Source organism: Kinneretia sp. DJ1R-11, assembly GCF_025717595.1.
Classification (GTDB): domain Bacteria; phylum Pseudomonadota; class Gammaproteobacteria; order Burkholderiales; family Burkholderiaceae_C; genus Paucibacter_A.
In genome coordinates this window covers 112,450-130,883 of sequence record NZ_JAJIRR010000012.1, presented here as the reverse complement: position 1 = coordinate 130,883, position 18,434 = coordinate 112,450, and the positions used below count along the sequence as shown (strand labels likewise).

General features: G+C 60.1%; 16 protein-coding genes. 2 read left to right on the top strand and 14 right to left on the bottom strand.

All coding sequences use genetic code 11. The features are described from left to right. Positions 1 to 136: 136 nt before the first annotated feature. The 9 genes from LNV23_RS18610 to LNV23_RS18570 all read right to left on the bottom strand — a co-directional run bounded on the left by LNV23_RS18610 (position 137) and on the right by LNV23_RS18570 (position 10,808). Positions 137 to 1,267, bottom strand: coding sequence for a deoxyguanosinetriphosphate triphosphohydrolase (locus LNV23_RS18610; RefSeq protein WP_263564345.1), 1,131 nt, complete (start codon positions 1,265 to 1,267; stop codon positions 137 to 139). 58 nt (positions 1,268 to 1,325) lie between these two features. Beyond that, positions 1,326 to 2,435 carry a 3-dehydroquinate synthase gene (gene aroB / locus LNV23_RS18605; RefSeq protein ID WP_263564344.1) on the bottom strand — a complete coding sequence of 370 codons (1,110 nt, stop codon included), beginning with the start codon at positions 2,433 to 2,435 and terminating at the stop codon, positions 1,326 to 1,328. 41 nt (positions 2,436 to 2,476) lie between these two features. Beyond that, on the bottom strand, positions 2,477 to 3,046 hold the full coding sequence (locus tag LNV23_RS18600) for a shikimate kinase (RefSeq protein ID WP_263564343.1): 570 nt from the start codon (positions 3,044 to 3,046) through the stop codon (positions 2,477 to 2,479). A 14-nt stretch (positions 3,047 to 3,060) separates the two neighbouring features. Next, entirely contained in the window at positions 3,061 to 5,586 is a 2,526-nt protein-coding gene (locus LNV23_RS18595) for an Ig-like domain-containing protein (protein WP_263564342.1), read from the bottom strand. Between the two features lie 63 nt (positions 5,587 to 5,649). Continuing rightward, complete coding sequence (locus tag LNV23_RS18590; RefSeq protein WP_263564341.1) at positions 5,650 to 7,824, bottom strand: type IV pilus secretin PilQ; 2,175 nt, start codon at positions 7,822 to 7,824, stop codon at positions 5,650 to 5,652. A gap of 23 nt (positions 7,825 to 7,847) precedes the next feature. After that, positions 7,848 to 8,312: a pilus assembly protein PilP gene (locus LNV23_RS18585; RefSeq protein ID WP_263564383.1), complete on the bottom strand. Its 465-nt coding sequence runs from the start codon at positions 8,310 to 8,312 to the stop codon at positions 7,848 to 7,850. A gap of 98 nt (positions 8,313 to 8,410) precedes the next feature. Then, entirely contained in the window at positions 8,411 to 9,109 is a 699-nt protein-coding gene (locus LNV23_RS18580) for a type IV pilus inner membrane component PilO (protein ID WP_263564340.1), read from the bottom strand. Positions 9,110 to 9,117: 8 nt separating this feature from the next. Next, the gene (locus LNV23_RS18575; protein WP_263564339.1) at positions 9,118 to 9,732 is read right to left on the bottom strand and encodes a PilN domain-containing protein; all 615 of its coding nucleotides are present in this window, start codon (positions 9,730 to 9,732) and stop codon (positions 9,118 to 9,120) included. Beyond that, on the bottom strand, positions 9,729 to 10,808 hold the full coding sequence (locus LNV23_RS18570) for a pilus assembly protein PilM (protein ID WP_263518980.1): 1,080 nt from the start codon (positions 10,806 to 10,808) through the stop codon (positions 9,729 to 9,731). Before LNV23_RS18570 ends, LNV23_RS18575 begins: the two co-directional genes overlap by 4 nt. A 355-nt stretch (positions 10,809 to 11,163) precedes the next feature. Between LNV23_RS18570 and LNV23_RS18565 the strand changes: the two genes are divergently transcribed. Further along, positions 11,164 to 13,557 carry a penicillin-binding protein 1A gene (locus LNV23_RS18565; RefSeq protein ID WP_263564338.1) on the top strand — a complete coding sequence of 798 codons (2,394 nt, stop codon included), beginning with the start codon at positions 11,164 to 11,166 and terminating at the stop codon, positions 13,555 to 13,557. A gap of 29 nt (positions 13,558 to 13,586) precedes the next feature. Here the strand turns inward: LNV23_RS18565 and cyaY are convergent, their stop codons facing one another. Then, positions 13,587 to 13,970, bottom strand: coding sequence for an iron donor protein CyaY (gene cyaY / locus LNV23_RS18560; protein WP_263564337.1), 384 nt, complete (start codon positions 13,968 to 13,970; stop codon positions 13,587 to 13,589). A gap of 40 nt (positions 13,971 to 14,010) precedes the next feature. On the opposite strand from cyaY, the gene lptM reads away from it, so the two are divergent. Next, the gene (gene lptM, locus LNV23_RS24105; protein ID WP_411910598.1) at positions 14,011 to 14,220 is read left to right on the top strand and encodes an LPS translocon maturation chaperone LptM; all 210 of its coding nucleotides are present in this window, start codon (positions 14,011 to 14,013) and stop codon (positions 14,218 to 14,220) included. 37 nt (positions 14,221 to 14,257) lie between these two features. Here the strand turns inward: lptM and LNV23_RS18555 are convergent, their stop codons facing one another. Genes LNV23_RS18555 through LNV23_RS18540 form a run of 4 tightly spaced genes read right to left on the bottom strand, consistent with a single transcriptional unit; the run spans position 14,258 to position 18,242 of the window. After that, entirely contained in the window at positions 14,258 to 15,253 is a 996-nt protein-coding gene (locus LNV23_RS18555; protein ID WP_263564336.1) for an ABC transporter ATP-binding protein, read from the bottom strand. Further along, a complete protein-coding gene (locus LNV23_RS18550) occupies positions 15,250 to 16,245 on the bottom strand; it encodes an ABC transporter ATP-binding protein (RefSeq protein WP_263564335.1) in 996 nt (331 codons plus the stop codon). Before LNV23_RS18550 ends, LNV23_RS18555 begins: the two co-directional genes overlap by 4 nt. A 19-nt stretch (positions 16,246 to 16,264) precedes the next feature. Then, complete coding sequence (locus tag LNV23_RS18545) at positions 16,265 to 17,209, bottom strand: ABC transporter permease (RefSeq protein ID WP_263518987.1); 945 nt, start codon at positions 17,207 to 17,209, stop codon at positions 16,265 to 16,267. A 55-nt stretch (positions 17,210 to 17,264) separates the two neighbouring features. After that, the gene (locus LNV23_RS18540; protein WP_263564334.1) at positions 17,265 to 18,242 is read right to left on the bottom strand and encodes an ABC transporter permease; all 978 of its coding nucleotides are present in this window, start codon (positions 18,240 to 18,242) and stop codon (positions 17,265 to 17,267) included. Between the last annotated feature and the right edge of the window lie 192 nt (positions 18,243 to 18,434).

Sequence of the window (18,434 nt, the reverse complement as noted above, 5' to 3'; positions counted from 1 at the left end):
CTCCAAAAACGGCGAGTTAAATGACACTGACCCTATTTTGAGCGGCTTCACAGCGACTGGCGACAGAAATCATCCATTGATGGCATCAGTTGGTGCTGCCGTCCTTTTACCGAGCCCGCTCCACGCCGCAGGCAACTCAGAACAGAGTCTGGCCCGTCAAACGTTGGTGTTCGCGCAAGGCGAAGCGGTCTGTCATGCCAGCGATGTAATCGGCGCATGCGCGTGGAGCGTCGGTGGAGCCGGCAAAATCGGGCGGAAGCTGCGCCGATTCGCTGGTGTAGATACGAAACAAGTCGCGCAAGACCTGCTCAGCCCGCAGTCGGGTTTGCTGGACTTGGCTGTGGCGATAGAGCTTGGCAAACAAGAAGCGCTTGAGCTCGGTGCTTGCCTTGCGCATCTCCGGGCTGAACCGAATCAGCGGTGGAGCTGAGCGCACGGCAGCCAGATTGCCAATGCCCTCGCCTTCCGCCAAGGCAAGCCGAGTGGCATCGATGATGTCGTAGACCTGAGCCGAGAGCATGCGCCGTATCGTTTCGAACAGCAGGCGCTTGCTGTCCAGGTCCGGATACTCCACCAAGGCCTCACGCAAATAGAAGTGCACCAAGGGCACTTCCTCCAGTTGCTCAAGAGTCAGCAGGCCGGAGCGCACACCGTCATCGACGTCATGGGCGTTGTAGGCGACCTCGTCGGCCAAGTTGCAGAGCTGCGCTTCCAAGCTCGGCTGCCCACCGTGTAGGAATCTTCTGGCGACGCCGTCGGGCTCGGCCACCTCCAGCAGCTCTGCATTGCGGCGCGCGCAATGCTTCAAGATGCCTTCGCGGGTCTCGAAACTGAGGTTGAGCCCGTCGAAAGCGGGGTAACGCAATTCCAGCTTGTCCACCACGCGCAGCGACTGCAGATTGTGCTCAAAGCCGCCGTGGGCCTTCATGCAGTCGTCCAGCACGTCCTGCCCCGCATGACCAAAAGGCGTGTGACCCAGATCGTGCGCCAGCGCGATCGCTTCGATCAAGTCTTCATCCAGCCCCAGGCTTCGCCCCATGGAGCGCCCCAACTGGGCCACTTCCAGGGAATGTGTGAGCCGCGTGCGGAACAGATCGCCCTCATGGTTCATGAAGACCTGGGTCTTGTAGACCAAGCGACGAAACGCAGTGCTGTGGATGATGCGATCGCGGTCGCGCTGGTACTCGCTGCGGGTCGGCGCCGCCGCCTCCGGATGGCGCCGGCCACGACTGTTTGCAGGGTCGCAGGCGTAAGGGGCGAGTGGCATGGTGCGCTGAGTTCCTAGGTTGACTTTGGCGTTCAGCGACTGGGCCGGGATGACGGACTCACTCGCAATGGGCAGCGAGCACTTCAGCCACCAGCGCATCCGGCGCGCCATGCATGCCGGCCCGACCCAAGGCTTCGATCAGCACAAAGCGAATTTCGCCAGCCTCGGCCTTTTTGTCCACGCGCATCAGCTCCAGATAGCGCTCGGCTCCCAAGCGCGGCGCGCGCACCGGCAAACCTGCACGTTCGATCAGCTCGCGCAAGCGGGGCAGAAAAGCTGCGGGCATCAAGCCCTTCCGCACCGACAGATCGGCCGCCATGACCATGCCACAGCCGACGGCCTCGCCGTGCAGCCATTGCCCGTAGCCCATGCCGGTCTCGATGGCATGGCCGAAGGTGTGGCCGAAATTGAGAATGGCCCGCAGACCTTGCTCGCGTTCATCCTGGCCCACCACCCAGGCCTTGATCTCACAGCAGCGTTTCACGGCGTAGGCCAACGCTGACTTGTCGCGCGCCAGTAGGGCATCCAGATTGGCTTCGATCCAGGACAGAAAATCACCATCGGCAATCGGCCCGTACTTGATGACTTCGGCCAGGCCGGCCGCCAGCTCACGCTGCGGCAAGGTATCCAAGGTATCCAGATCGGCGATCACACGCTCGGGCTGGTAGAAGGCCCCGATCATGTTCTTGCCTAGCGGATGATTGATAGCCGTCTTGCCACCCACCGAGGAGTCCACCTGAGCCAGCAGAGTCGTCGGAACCTGCACGAAGGGCACGCCGCGCATATAGATGGCTGCTGCGAAACCGGTCATATCGCCGATCACACCACCGCCGAGCGCGAACAAAACCGTCTTGCGGTCCGCGGCGCGTGCCAGCAAGTGATCAAAAATGTGATTGAGGCTGGCCCAGTCCTTGTGCAGCTCGCCATCGGGCAGTTGCACGAACTCGACCCGCGCATAGTGGGCACTGAGCTGGGCTTGCAAGCGCTGCAAATACAGCGGCGCCACGACCTCATTGCTGACGATCAGCGCACAAGATGCTTTGGGCAGACCTTGCCAGGAAACCGCCAAGCTCAGCAAGCCTGGGCCGATATGGATGTCGTAGCTGCGTTGGTCAAGTGCAATCGAAACGCACTGGACAGCGGAATGAAGAGGGGCCGAAACAGTCATCTGCCAAGTGTACGGTGGCTGGCCCTAGGGGCCGACTTGGCTCAGCAGGGTTCGGCGCCTACGGTGGCAGCAACCCGGGAGGGATCGATCACACCCGCCAGTTCCAGCTGCATCAAAGCCATATTGACGAGGCCGTGAACCGAAGGTCGACCCGTCTCGAGCACATAGTGCGCGCAGCTGCGATAGAGCGGGTTGCGCTGAACATAGAGCTCACGCAACTTCTGCAAAGGATCACGCACCTGCAGCAAAGGCCGTTGGGTGTCGTGGCGCAGGCGACGAAACAGCTCCTCCGGCGTCGATCGCAAGTACAGAACCGTGGCGGCGTCGTGCAAGAGCTGCCGGTTGGCGTCACGGAGCACAATGCCGCCGCCAGTGGCCAAGACCAGCTCGCCGCCGCGGGTCAGCAGCTCGGCCAGAACCTGGCTTTCGATATCGCGAAACGCAGCTTCGCCCGAACGTTCAAAAAAAACGCGGATCGGCTCTCCGATCCGCGCTTCGATTTCTGCATCCGTGTCGACGAAGCGCATGCCCAGCTGGCGAGCCAACTGGCGTCCGACGGTGGACTTGCCACCGCCGGGCATGCCGACGAGAGCGACTAAAAGCTGAGCCATGCCAAGAGAGGCACTTAATTCGCGGTGCTACAGAAATTCGGCCCTACATTGATGCCGTAAGGGCTGAAACGGAATGGCGGATCCGCCTCGTTCTTCACAGCATCGATTGGCACACCGACAACTTTCGCAACGCCAGTCAGGGTTTGGAGCGTATCCCCTTCCTTAGCGACGCGTCCAAAGAATGCCGGGGGGCTCACAACGCCTGATGCACTGACGCGGAGCGCATACTCAACCCAACTTCCATAGCTCTGGGGATACTCGATACGAAGCACGGCCAAACCGTTGAGGTCCGTTTTCGTGGATCCCACCATCGTCACAGAAACATCTGACTTGCGCGGGTCCAACTGTTTGTTGCCATTGACGTCTTCGGAAACCCCAATATCAAGCACACCATTGCCGTTCGAGTCCTCCCCGAAATCCAAAATCCCGTTGCCATTGCGATCCTCGGAGAACGTCTCAATGGTTCCATTTCTAAATCCGATGCCAGCGGAGCTGTCTTCGTTGATGCAAACATAGGCCACCCGCCCTTTGGCATCACTGTTCTTCAACCACAACTTCAGACCGGCATCCCAAACCCACTCGCCCTTCTGGAAAGAAACAAGGTCAATCAAAGGACCGACTTGTACGTCGGCCTTAGGATTACCCGCCGAATCAACCACCAAAACAGTGAATTCTTGGTAGTAGGTCAACTTGTTAATACCGGTGCCAATCACTGAATTGGTACCAATGGAAACCGACACCGGCTGTTCCACCACCGTCAAGGATATTGTGCGCAGACGATCCGCCGGACAATCTTTGATGGCCTCGACCGTGTCGGTCTTAGAGAAACAGGCATTCACCTTGACCTGATCAGTCGGGCTGGGTCGTTGGCCTGAAACGAAGCTGGTGACCGCGACGCCGGTAGCATCTGAAATGATGACCTTATCCTTGCCTGAGCTGATATCGCCGTCAGTTCCAGAATTGTTGCTGCCGAAGCCGATGCGAGCGCGAACATTGGGAATGGGCTCATTCTTGTCACTGCGGAAAAGCAGGCGCAACTCGGCTCGGTTCTCGGTGCTGCCCACTGAATTGACGGCCACGACGCCGGGCGATGCCGTGAAGGTCGCGGAACCAATCGTGATAGCGGCCGGCACATCGGACACGGTTGCATCGATCTGCACGGTGCTGCTCACCGATGCACCGCCAGCAGAACCACTGATCAAAGTCGGGCCACTGCCAGTCGCTTTGTAGCAAAACGAATACTTGCCCTTCAAATCAGTAATGCTGGGAGCTGGGCCAGGTTTCCCTACACAAGCAACTGGCAGCCCTTGGCTGCTATCCACTGTCACTGCCACATCGGGCATCGGATTACCTGTTACGTCCGTCAAAGTGTATTCAACGGCACCGATATCACCGTTGCGCAAAGTGGCCGGCAGGAGTTGAGCCTGCAATTTGGCACCCGTCACCTTGAAGGAGGCGCGACGCACCAGCGCATCGCTGGTGGCTGTCACCGTAACGGTTCGATTCGAATGATCGGCTCCAACCAGCACCGAGGCCTTGGCTTGACCCGAAGAGTCCGTAGTCAAATTGCCGGGCACCAAGATGGCATTGCTATCCACGGTGAAGGTAACCTTGATGCCGCTGACAGCGTTGCGTAGGCTGTCAACTGCCGTCACCACCACATCGACAGGCTCAGTACCCGAGTTGCCAACAGTGGTGCGACTCAATGACATGGTCAAATCGCTGGCCTTGGGAATCACAGAGACAGCCTCGATCACATCAAAAGTGATGGTGCGCACCACGGTGCCGCTGGTAGCTTGCACCGTGATCGAACGATTAACCTTCTTCGTGATCAAACTGACATCCGCAGTCAGCTGCCCCGAGGTTGAATCGGTCGAGGTCTTGCCGAAGGCATTGACCACCGAGCCGCCCACCGAAGAATCAAGCAGCGCCAAACTGACCGGCGAGCCGCCGATGGCACTGTTGGACGCGTCGACAGAGGTGACCGTCAACTTCATCGCTTGGGTGCCGTCATTGGGTATGGTCACTTTATCGAGCACCATGCGCAGATCGGCTACTTTGCTACCCGTGAGGCTGTCCACAACATCAAAGCTAGCGGTCTTCTTGATCGTTCCCGAACTCACCGTCAGCTTAACAGTGCGGCTGGTCTTGTCGGTAATTTGAACCACGGCAGTGATCTTGCCGTTCTCCTTGCCTGTGACCTTGGCAGACGGGGTGACGATGGCCCCACTATCCACTTCCACAGTGATCGGCGTCTCCACGCCGGTCAACGCAGCATTACCAGTGGTCAACGCTGTTATCGTAAACGTCACATTTTCCAGGCCAGAGTTCGGCACCGCCGTCTTGTCAGCAACGATGGCAAGGTCTGTCAACGTGCTTGGCGTGGTCGGTGTTGTGCCCGTGCCCGGGTCAAACACAGACTTCCCGGAATCACCACCACCACCGCCACAAGCCGCCAAGGTCACTGCTAAGAACAAGGCCGTAGCCCCGCCTGCCATCCGGCGCCATGACAAGCACCCGAAAACCGTCGATGTATTCATTTCTGCAAACTCCTGCATTGCCGCTCGTTCGAACGCACGGCCTCTCCCGATATCGCTTGTGCTTCAGCGCACCGTGGCCCTGTCGCTGACCACCTTGGGGGTCAGGAAAATCAAGAGCTCGGTCTTACTGGTAGTACGGCTCTTGCTCTTGAACAAATTCCCGAGGTAGGGAATGTCGCCTAGCACCGGCACTTTGGACTCGCTCTCGCGTTCATCCTGGGTGAAGATGCCGCCGATTACCACCGTGCCACCGTTCTCGACCAGAACCATGGTCTTCACATGCTTGTTGTTGATCGCATAACCTTGAGGCGTCAGCGTGCCGCGGCTATCCTTGTTCACGTCCACATCCAGAATCACATTGCCTTCCGGCGTGATCTGCGGCGTAACTTCCAACTTCAACACGGCCTTCTTGAACTGAATCGAGGTCGCGCCGCTGGATGTGGCCACCTGGTAGGGCAACTCTTCACCTTGCTCGATCAAGGCTTTGACCTGGTCGGCCGTAATAACGCGAGGGCTGGAGACGATCTTTCCTTTGCCATCTGCCTCCAATGCGGAAAGTTCCAGATTCAAGAAACGGTTGGCACTGGCATTGAACAGTGACAAGGCGAAGTTAGCGACGTTAGAGCCACCGAAGCTGTCCGAGGAAACATTGGCCGGCAAATTGACAAACTGAGTATTGAAACGACCTCCGCCGTCCACGCCCACACTGCCGCCTGGCTGCAATGTCTGTCCGGCAATACCGTTCAGGCTACCGCCCAAGGTCAGGTAGTTGTTGCCGCCAACCGAGTAACCCGGAATCCCACCGTTGAGGCCACGCAGGTCGGCGCTGCCCAACTTGACACCCAAGGAGCGACCGAATTTGTCGTCAGCCTCAACGATACGAGCTTCAATCAAAACTTGGCGCACCGGAATATCGATCTTGGCGATCATGGCCAAGATCTCCTCCAACTTGGACGGAATGTCGGTCACGAACAACTGGTTGGTGCGCGACTCGAAGATCACACTGCCGCGGGGCGAAAGGATTCGCGCAGGATTCTGTGCGCCACCGCCGCCGCCACCACCACTACTTGCATTCTGGCCACTCAATCCCTTGGCGACTTCCTCCGCCTTGGTGTAATTCAGCTGGATCGACTGGGTGCGAACCGGTTCCAAATTCGCGATCTGAGCCTTGGCCTCCAGATCAAGCTTCTCCTTGGCGGAGAGCTCGTCCTTAGGTGCAATCCACAGCACATTGCCGGACTTGCGCAGACCTAAGCCCTTGGCTTGCATGATGATGTCCAGGGCCTGATCCCATGGCACGTCCTTGAGGCGCAGGGTGACACTGCCAGTCACGGTATCGCTAGTCACCACATTGAAGTTGGTGAAATCGGCGATCACCTGCAACAGGGCCCGAACCTCGATGTTCTGGAAGTTCAAGGACAACTTGTCGCCAGCATAGCCAGGGCCGGTGGTCAGTTTGTTGGGGTCCTGCTTCTGGTGGCGCACCTCGAGCACAAACTGGTTGTCACTCTGATATGCACTGTGCTCCCAGGCACCTTTGGGCTCAATGACCATGCGGACCCGGTCGCCGTTCTGGGTGGTCACCACAGACTGCACTGGACTGCCGAAGTCGGCGACGTCGAGCTTGCGACGCAGGCCTTCCGGCAAGGTCGAGCGAAGGAACTCCACCACCAAGTTCTGACCTTGCTGCTGGATGTCCACGCCCACCTGGTTGCTCGGCAAATTGACGATCACCCGGCCGGAGTTGTCCTGGCCGCGCCGGAAGTCAATGTCACGAATTGCTTGCGCCTCAGCATTGAGACTTTGCGAGAAATGCACCGGCTCATTGGCAGCCTGAGGCGCTGCTGCTGCAGTCTCAAGAATCAGTAGCAGGGCGTTGTCCTGCAACTCGGCGCGGTAGCCCGAAGGCGTGCGCAGGTTCAGCACCACCCGCGAACGCTCGCCGGCCTGGGCGATATTGGCCGAGCGCAGGTTGCCCTGATTGATTTCCACCACCGAGCGACCGACAGCGTTGACCACACCCGGCAGGTCGATGGCAATGCGCGGCGGAGTCTGAACGGTGAAACCGCGCGGAATCTCCGTCAGCGGCTGGCTCAACTCGATACGCACCACCTCCACACCCGATTGCTGGGTGCTGTTGATGGAGCGGATGGCAGTCTGAGCCCGGGCAGGCGCGACCATGGCCAGCGCCGTCAGAACGAAGGCCGAGGCCGTAGCCCATTTGCGCCAATGGCTCATCCTCGATGTCTCCTGGAAATTTTTCATCGTCCCTTCTCCTGCAGCTGGAGGGTACTGGTGCGCTCAATCCACTCGCCCGCAGCGTCCTGGACGACTTCTCGCAATCCGATTTCGGTTTCGCTGATCTTCATCACCCGTCCAAAATTCAAACCCAGGTAATCACCGCCCTTAACCTGATAGAGCAGGTTGTCCACCCGCAGCAAGGCATAGCGCTGATTCTGGCGCGTGATGCTGCCGACCATGGACATGCTGTCCAGCGGATAGGCCTCCAATGGCTGCCTTGGCCGCTTCATCTCGGCCGCCAGCAAGGAGTTTGGCAAGGAAGCCTCCTGCTTCACCGCCACACTGAGCTTTTGCGGGCTGAAGGGCTCGACCCCCAAACTGGCCTCATAGGGTTGAGGCAGGAACTTCTTGGGCGGCACCAAGGGTACGATATTGGCCCTGGCGTCCTTGCGTTGCTGCTCCATCCATTGCTGGAGCTCATTCATGTCGGCTGAACAAGCCACCAGGCCCAGACCGACTACGAAAATGGCGACGCGACGGAAAGCTTGATGAGCAGTTCCCAGACCTTGCTTCATTCGAGCGCTCATTTCTTCGCTCCACCTGCGGTCTTGGCCGCCAACTTCTTCTGCTCTGCCACTTCCAGCGTATCCAGGTAGCGGTAAGTGCGCGCAGTGGCCTCCATGCTCAAAGTGCCGCTGCCCAATTCCTTGCCCGTTGGCGCGAGCACATTCAGGTTGTGCAAGGTAACAATTCGCGAAAGGTTGGACACATCAGCCGCGAATGCGCCGATGTCGTGATAGCGCCCCGAGACGCGCAAGGAGATCGGCTGCTCTGCATAGTAGTCTTTGACCAGCACCTGGCCCGGCCGGAACAACTCAAACTGCAAACCGCGCCCCACACCCGCCTGATTGATATCGGACAACAAGGCATCCATCTCGGCCTTGCCAGGCAGTTGCTTCTCCAACTGGGTCACATACTCCTCGACCTGGCTCTTCTGCTTGCGCAACTCCGGCAAATTGACAGCCTGGGCCAACTTGGCAGTGTAGTCCTGGCGCAAACCAGGCTCCTTGGCCACCTCCGCATCGAGGTGCGCCTGCTCGTCGGACAGTGCGAACACCCAGCCCAAAACCAACACTAGGACCGTGACGCCCACAAAAGCAGTCAGCTTGGGAAGCCAAGGCCATTGACCCGGCTCATTCGGATTCAGACCGCGAAACTGGTCCGCAATCTCTGCCGCCCAGGCATTGGGGTCAAATTTGAGATTCAAAGACGTACTGGCCATGCTTGCCTTCAGGACTTGGGGGCCGCAGCGGGCTTGTTCGGGATGCCGGGCGCGGCTTCACGGACCGGTTCCTTTATTGACACCTTCATGGAAAACTCATTCAGGCGCTTTTGATCTCTGCCGCTGGTGCTTAAATTGGTCGCCTTGATCTCCACCAAATCAGGTCGCTCCAGCCACTCTGAACTTCGGGAAGTGTTGCGAATGAACTCCGAAACGCGCTCCTGAGTCTGGGCAATGCCACTAATGGTCACCACCTTGTCGGACTGCCGTATCGCCGTCAGATACACGCCCTCCGGCGTATATCTGGCCAACTCATTGAGCAATTGCACCGGTGTGTTGCGATCACTCTGAAGATCTTCCACTGCCCGTTGACGCGATTTCAGCGACTCGAGCTCAGACTTCAAATTGGCGATGTCCTTGATCTGTTCATCGAGCTTAGCGATCTGGTCATTCAGGTATTGATTGCGACTGCGCTGCTCAGCACTCAGATGCTGATACAAGGCATAGCCAGCCATCAAGAGACCGACACCAACCAAAGCAGACAAACCCAAGCCGGCAAAAAATGCACTCTTCCGGCGCTTGCGCTTCTCTTCCCTATGGGGAAGCAGATTGATCAAGATCACTGGTAGAACCTCCGCATCGCCAGGCCACAAGCGGTCAAATAGGCCGGCGCTTCACGGCGCAGCTTCTGCTCGCGCACCGAAGAACCCAGCTCCATATTCTCGAATGGGTTGACAACCATGCAGGCAAAGCCGGTCAACTCAGTCACGCGCTCCTTCAGACCCGGCAAGGTGGCCGTACCACCCGCAAGCATCACGTAGTGCACCTTGTGGTGCGGCGTGCTGGTGAAGAAATACTGCAAAGCACGGCCGATTTCCTGAGACAGGCTGTCCACAAAAGGATTGAGCACCGCGACCTCAAAGTCTTCGGGCAGGTCGTTCGACAATTTCTTCTGCTCAGCCTCCTCGAAAGAGAAGCCGTATTGACGTGAGATCAGCTGGGTCAGCTGCGAGCCACCAAAGGCCTGATCGCGGTCGTAAAGCATCTCGTCATCGCGGAGCACCTTGAGGCTGGTCGTGTCCGCACCAATCTCGAACAAAGCCACCAGCGCGTCCTTGCCTGCATTCGGCAGGTTGGCGATCAAGCGACCCATGGCCATGCGCGAGGCGTGCGACTCAATGTCCAAGACAACAGGACGCAAACCGGCCGCTTCAGCCAAGCCCTGGCGATCTTGCACGCGATCCTTGCGCGAGGCGGCGATCAGGACCTCAACATCACCTACCGACGTAGGACTGGGCCCGATCACGCAGAAATCCAGGCTCACCTCATCAAGCGAGAAGGGAATGTACTGATTCGCTTCAGCCTCGACCTGGATCTCCAGTTCCTCGTCGCGCAGCCCAGCTGGCAACATGATTTTCTTGGTAATGACGGCCGACTGCGGCATCGCCAACACCGCATCTCGGGTACGGCTACCACTGCGCGCCACCACGCGCCGCACCGCATCTGCCACTTCGTCGAATTTCTCGATCTGGCCGTCAGTGATCCAGCCCTTCTCGAAAGACTCAGTAGCAAATCTCTCCAACACCAGTTCACCACTGGCACTTTGGCCCAGCTCGACCAACTTGACACTCGACGAACTGATATCGAGGCCAATCATCGGCGGATGCTTTCGACCCAATAAAACGTCAAGTATGCCCATGACGCGAATCCCCCAACGTTTGTGCGCCGGACTGTTAATAAGTTACTTGAATGCTAGCAGCAAAGGTGTTGATCGCCCAATGAAAAGCGGTCACAGCTGGTAACAGCTCGTTGCGTAACATACACGGGCGCAGTCGGTCTGGATGCCCCGAAAAACACCGAGAAACTCGCCTTTTCTATGGCCTGCAAGCCAATCGCAGGAATCTGTTCCGCCTAATTCTCTCGCCCAAAAGCTGGGGGCCAGAGCCGGACAAGCAGGCAAAACCTCCGATTCATTTGCGCGCGAAAACTGGATTCACCGAAGTCCGCGGCTCGAACCGACCCTTCCTATAATGCGCCGACCCATCCGGAGGCCCATGAGCGACGCCAAGAAGAACTCCCCGCAGCAGCCCACATCTGAGACTCGGCAAACCGCGAGCAAGCCAGCCGCCCATGTCTTGCTCAAGGTCCTGACTTGGCTGCTCGGCTTGGCCGCAGCAGGGACTTTTGCGGTGCTGATGCTGGTGGCCATGGCCCTGGCCACTGCCTACCCAAACTTGCCCGACATCAGCGGCCTGACCGATTACCGTCCCAAGTTGCCGCTGCGCGTACTGTCCAATGACGGCACACTTTTGGCCGAATTTGGCGACGAAAGACGCAACTTCCTGCCCATCAAGGAAATTCCCAAGGTTATGCAGGACGCCGTGCTGGCGATCGAAGATGCGCGCTTCTACCAACACGGTGGCGTGGACTATCTCGGCGTGATACGCGCCGGCCTGGCCAACTTCACAGAGTCGCGCAGCCAAGGCGCTTCCACCATCACCATGCAGGTGGCGCGCAATTTCTACCTATCGACCGAGAAGACATTGACCCGCAAGATCTACGAGATTTTGCTGGCACTGAAGATCGAAAACGCGCTGAGCAAGGAGCAGATCCTCGAGATCTATATGAACCAGATCTTTCTGGGGCATCGCGCCTATGGTTTCGCCGCCGCCAGCGAGGTCTATTTCAGCAAGCCGATTCAGGACCTCACGATTGCCGAGGCGGCCATGCTGGCCGGACTGCCCAAAGCTCCATCCGCCTACAACCCGATCAACAACCCACGACGGGCCACCATACGCCAGCAGTACATCATCGAGCGAATGTTGGAGAACGGCTACATCACTGAAGAGCAACGCGACAGCGCCAAGGCACAGAAGCTGCGCCTGCGCCCAGCCAATGAAACGCCCAGCCATGCCGAGTTTGTGACCGAAGCGGCGCGCCAGTTGATCTACAGCCAATACGGCGAAGAAGCCTACACGCGCGGTCTCAATGTTTATCTGACGCTCAAAGCTGAAGAGCAAAACGTGGCCTACCGAGCACTGCGCCGCGGCATCCTCAACTTTGAGCGGCGCCAGGTCTACCGGGGCCCGGAGGCCTACGCCGATCTGCCCGCAAACCCGGCCGAGCTGGACAGCCGCGTTGCCGAAGCCCTGAACGACCACCCGGCCAATGACGAACTACTGGCCGCCGTGGTGCTGGAAGCCAGCCCAAAGAAGGTGGTAGCCGCATTGCAGAGCGGTGAAACCGTCACCATCACTGGCGAGGGCTTGAGGCCGGCCACATCGGGTTTGGCCGAGAACGGCAACCCCAAGACCCGCGTCCGTCGCGGCGCCATCATCCGCGTGGTGAAGGCGCCGATCGCAAACAAGCCGAGCCAGGAAGAATGGACTATCACCCAGCTGCCCGTGGTGGAAGGCGCTTTCGTCTCGCTCGACCCGCGTAACGGCCGTGTGCGGGCCATGGTCGGCGGCTTTGACTATGCCAAGAACAAGTTCAACCACGTGACTCAGGCCTGGCGCCAACCTGGCTCCAGCTTCAAGCCCTTCATCTACTCGGCGGCGCTGGAAAAGGGCTTCACACCCAGCACCGTCGTCAATGACGCACCGCTGTTCTTCGACGCATCCACCACTGGCAGCCAGCCTTGGGAGCCGAAGAACTACGACGGCACCTTCGACGGCCCCCTGCCCTTGCGCAAGGCCCTGGCCAAGTCCAAAAACATGGTGTCGATCCGGGTGCTCAATTCCATTGGCGTGAATTACGCGCAGGATTGGATCACCCGCTTTGGCTTCGAGGCCGAGAAACACCCCGCCTACTTGACCATGGCCCTGGGCGCCGGTTCGGTGACGCCGATGCAAATGGCGCAAGGCTACGCCGTGTTCGCCAACGGCGGCCACCGCATCACGCCGCAGCTGATCGCCAAGCTCACTGACAACAAAGGCCGCTTGCTCTACGAAGCGCCCCAGCTGGACCTGGGCGAAGACAGCCGCGTGATCGAGGCGCGCAACGCCTTCCTGATGACCAGCCTACTGCAAGAAGTGACACGCAGTGGCACCGCGGCCAAGGCGCAGGCCCAACTCAAGCGACCTGACATCTACGGCAAGACCGGCACCACCAATGACTCCATGGACGCCTGGTTCGCCGGCTATCAGCAGGAGGTGGTGGCCGTGGTGTGGATGGGCTACGACCAGCCCAAAAAGCTGGGCGACCGGGAAACCGGCGGTGGTCTGTCCTTGCCGATTTGGATCGAGTACATGAACCAGGCACTGAAAGGCGTGGCAGTCAGCGAAATGACGGCACCTGAAGGCGTGGTCAATCGCAACGGTGAGTGGTACTACGACGAGTATTCCGGCGCGGCCGGCGTGCGCGAGCTGACTCAGTCTGAAGGCAAGCTGCCGGGCGCCGCCAGCGAAGACGAGAAGAAGAGCATCCTGGATCTGTTCAAGCGCTAGGCCTTACTGGCGACGCCCAAAGGGTACCGTCAGGACTCCTTGAATTGCAGTGACTTACCGCCCTGGGCGCTGGCCAGCTCTGACAACAGTTGATGGAACTCAACGCCGCTGCGCGTGTCCAGCCATTGACTGTCCACGTGTCGAAAATGGAAGCCCCCGGCTCGCGCGGCCAGCCATAACTCCTGCAGCGGCGCCTGGGTGTTCAAAATGATCTTGCTGCCGCCGGGAAAGCTGAGCTCCAAGAGGCCGCCGCTGCGGTGGCTGTCGATGTCAATGAAGTCGGCGTCCAGCCAGGCGTCCACGGTCGCCTCGACTTGGTCCAGCACACGGCGGGTGCACGCTTGGTACTCTGCGTCGCTGAGCGGTGTAGCGGCGGGAACAAGGGAGGACGAGGGGGCGGACGGCTGCGACATGATGGCAAGAGCTGACGGCACGCGGCGATAAACTGCGGCCATGAAAGCAAACAACAAGGAAGTCCGCAGTGTAGGCCCGCAGGCCGGCACCGCTCACCCGCCAAGGTCTTTGGGCCGCCGCCGCACTGCGCTCGCGCTGTGCTTCAGCTTGAGCCTGCTCAGCGCCTGCGGCCAAAAAGGTCCGCTCCATCAGCCCAAGCCAACAACAGGCAAGGCTGCAGCGCCAGCTGCCAGCGCCGCGCGCCCCTGATGCGTTGAGCATCCAGGGCGCTGCTACGCGGCGACATTCAGACCCGGCCTTCCTCCACCGCGTGGCAGGCCACGCGGACACCCTTGATCTCCAGCAAGGCCGGTCGTTCGGCCTTGCAGCGCGGGCCGGAATGGGGGCAACGCGGATGGAAGCTGCAGCCACTGGGCGGGTTCAGTGGGTTGGGCACCTCGCCCTGTACGGGGGTGCGTGAACGACCGCTCATGTGAATGTCTGGAATCGCATCCAGCAGCATGCGGGTATACGGGTGCCGTGGTCGCGCAAACAAATCAGCCTTGTCCGCCAGCTCGACCAGCCGCCCCAGATACATCACACCGACCTGATCGGAGACATGACGGACCACGGCCAGGTTGTGGGAAATAAAGAGATAGGTCAGCCCGCGCGCGCGCTGCAGGTCCTTCATGATGTTCAAGACCTGGGCTTGAACGGACACATCCAGGGCCGAGGTCGGCTCGTCACAGACCAGGAATTCCGGCTGCGTGGCCAAGGCTCGAGCAATCGATATACGCTGACGCTGACCACCGGAAAACTGGTGCGGGAACTTCTCGCGGTCGGCTGCCGTCAAACCCACCGATTGCAACAACTCAGCCACACGAGCACGCTGAGCCTCCAGACCAACAATCAATCCATGCTCACGCAGGGGCTCGGCGATGATGTCCTGCACTTTCCAGCGCGGGTTCAGCGACGCATAGGGGTCCTGAAAAATCATCTGCATGCGCCGACGCAAGGCCAGGGCGCCGCTGGACGCCAAGGTCTTGGCGGTGTCCGCCCCGTCGAACTCGACGCTGCCGCGGGTCGGCTCATACAAACCCACCAGCAGGCGCGCGACCGTGCTCTTGCCGCAGCCCGACTCTCCAACCAGAGCCAGAGTCTTGCCGCGTTCAATGGAAAAGCTCACGCCGTCCACAGCATGGACAAACTGGCGCTGCTTGCGCTCCACCACCCGATTCAACCAGGGCGGCGACACATCGAAGATCTTCGCGAGGTCCTTGACCTCCACCAGGGGCCGGCTCATCGCGTACCCTCCAGTTCGGACTCGGACGCCATCGCATGCAACCAGCACGCAGCACGCCCCGCGCCGACACGGACCAGCTCGGGCCGCTCCTTGCGGCAGCGCTCGAAGACTCGAGGGCAGCGTGGGTTGTAAGCACATCCAGTCGGGATGGCATTGAGCCGCGGCATGGCACCATCGATTTGCAGCAGACGCTCGCGGTCCTCGTCCATGGCCGGGATGGAACCCATCAGGCCGGCCGTGTAGGGGTGGGCCGGCTTGTGGATGACATCGTGCACTGGGCCGATCTCGGCGACGCGTCCAGCGTAAAGCACGGCCACGCGGTCGCAGGTCTCGGCAATCACACCCATATCATGGGTGACCAGCATCACCGCCGCGCCCTGCTCTTTGCAGATGCGTTTGAGCAGGGCAATGATCTGCGCCTGGATGGAGACATCGAGCGCCGTGGTCGGCTCGTCGGCGACGATCAGCTTCGGGCTGGCGGCCAAGGCCAGGGCGATCACCACGCGCTGGCGCATGCCGCCCGAGAACTGGTGCGGGTACTGGTCGATGCGCTCCGCTGCAGCCGGAATGCCGGTCTGCTCCAGCAACTCGATGGCGCGGGCGCGGGCCTGAGCTTGGCTCAGGTCCAGATGGGTGGTGATGGTTTCGATCAGCTGCTGCCCGACGGTGTAGAGCGGGTTCAGCGAGGTCAGCGGGTCCTGAAAGATCGCGCCAATCTGACGACCGCGGATCTTGCGCATCTGCTCGTAGGGCAGGTTGTCGATGCGCCGCCCCTCCAGCAGGATTTCGCCTGAAGCGATGCGCCCCGGTGGATCCAGCAAGCCGATGATGGCTGCGCCGGTCAGCGATTTGCCGGCGCCCGACTCGCCCACCACGCCAAGGATCTCTCCCGGCGCGATGTCGAAATTGATGTCGTCCAGCGCCAGCAAAGTGCCGCGCCGGGTGGGGAATTCGACCCGCAGATGGCGGACCTCAAGCAAAGGTGTGCTCATGGGCAGGAAAGTTTGCAATTCAACGCAGGCGGGGATTGAGCGCATCGCGCAACCAGTCCCCGAGCAGGTTCACCGACAAGGCAATCAGCACCAGCATGGCGCCGGGCCAGATGGTGATCCACCATTCGCCAGAGAACAGAAAGTCGTTGCCCACACGGATCAAGGTGCCCAGTGAGGGGCTGGTGGGCGGCACGCCGACACCGAGGAAAGACAGGGTCGCCTCGGTGATGATGGCCGAGGCCACCTGAATGGTGGCCAGCACTAACACCGGGCCCAGCACATTGGGCAGCACATGGCGGCGCATGATGCGCAGCGGCGTGACACCGATCACGCGCGCCGCCTGCACATACTCCTTGTTGCGCTCGACCATGGTGGTGCCGCGCACCGTGCGGGCGTACTGCACCCAGCCCGTCAGCGAGATCGCCAGGATCAACACCAAAAAAGCCAAAGTGTCGTGTGCGTTTGGGAACATGGCGCGACCAACCCCGTCTATCAGCAGGGCGATCAGAATGGACGGGAAGGACAGCATGACATCGCAGACGCGCATGATCAGAGCGTCAATCCGGCCGCCGACAAAGCCCGCCAGCAAGCCCAGACCGACCCCGAGCACCATGCTCAAGAACACGGAAGCCAGGCCCACGAACAACGAGATGCGGGCGCCGTACATGAGGGCCGAGAGGATATCCCGCCCCTGATCGTCGGTACCGAGCAGGTACTTGCTGCTGCCCCCCTCCATCCAGGCCGGCGGCAGGCGCGAGTCCATCAGCTCCAACGAAGCCAAATCGAAAGGGTTATGGGGTGCAACGAACTCGGCAAACACCGCGCAGAAGATACAAATCAGCGCGATCACGGCGGCCAGCATAGCCACCGGCGAACTGCGAAAGGAATGCCAAACGTCGCCGTCGAAAAAGCGCTGCAGCGCATTCGGTGCGGCGGGCACGGGCGGGCTTGAAGGGTGGCTCATCGGTTCGATGCTTCTCTGGAATCAGGGTCGGGGCAGCTTGGCAGATTCAAGCGACTCAATGGGCCTTGCCCTGCGTGCGCAAACGCGGGTCGACCGCGAAATACAGCAAATCCACCAGCAGGTTGATGCTGACGAAAATGAAGGAGATCAGGCACAGATAGGCGGCCATGACCGGGATGTCGGCGAACTGCACCGCCTGGATGAAGAGCAGGCCCATGCCCGGCCACTGGAACACCGTCTCAGTGATGATGGCAAAAGCAATCAGCTGGCCCAGTTGCAGGCCGGTGATGGTGATCACAGGCACCAAGGTGTTCTTCAAGGCATGGCCGAAGTACACCGCCCGGTTGCTCAGGCCGCGTGCGCGAGCGAACTTGATGTAGTCGGTGCGCAGCACCTCCAGCATCTCAGAGCGCACCAAGCGCATGATCAGGGTCAGCTGAAACACCGACAGCGTGATGGCAGGCAAGAGCACATGGCGCAGGCCATCGACGGTCAACAAGCCCGTGGTCCAACTGCCAAAGGCGACGACGTCACCGCGGCCAAAGCTGGGCAGCCACTTCAGCCAGACCGCGAACACCAGGATCAGCAGGATGCCGATGAGAAAGGTCGGCAGGGAAACGCCCAGCAGCGACAGCATCATCAAGAGCTGCGAGCTCGCCTTGCCCCGCCGCAAGGCCGCGTAGACGCCGAGTGGAATGCCCACACCCAGGGCAATCAACCCCGCCACCAAAGCCAACTCCAGCGTGGCCGGCAGACGTTCGGCGATAAGGTCCGAGACCTTGCGCCCTTGACGCAAGCTCAAACCGAACTCACCTTGAACCGCATTGCCGACGAATCGGGCGAACTGCACCGGGAAAGGCGCATCCAGGCCCAGATCGCGGCGCAAGGACTCGCGCTGCTCCTGTGTGGCATCCTGGCCCAGCAGATTGGTGACGGGGTCGCCCACATACTGAAACAGCATGAAGGACACGCAGGCCACCGTGAGCATCACGATCAATGACTGGACCAGGCGGCGAAGAATGAAAACTAGCATGTCGGATCTGAGGGAAGTCTGCCGCTACGAATGCTGACCCCGACACGGTCAAGCGCTCGGCTCACCCCCATGCACGAATCAGCCGCGTCCGGGCCTCCTAGGGCTCGGCTCGTTCAGTGATTGAATCCAATAGGCTGCCAGCCGCCTTCTCGGCGGCAGTGAAGCCCGCGCCATGATGGCGAAGAGCACGCT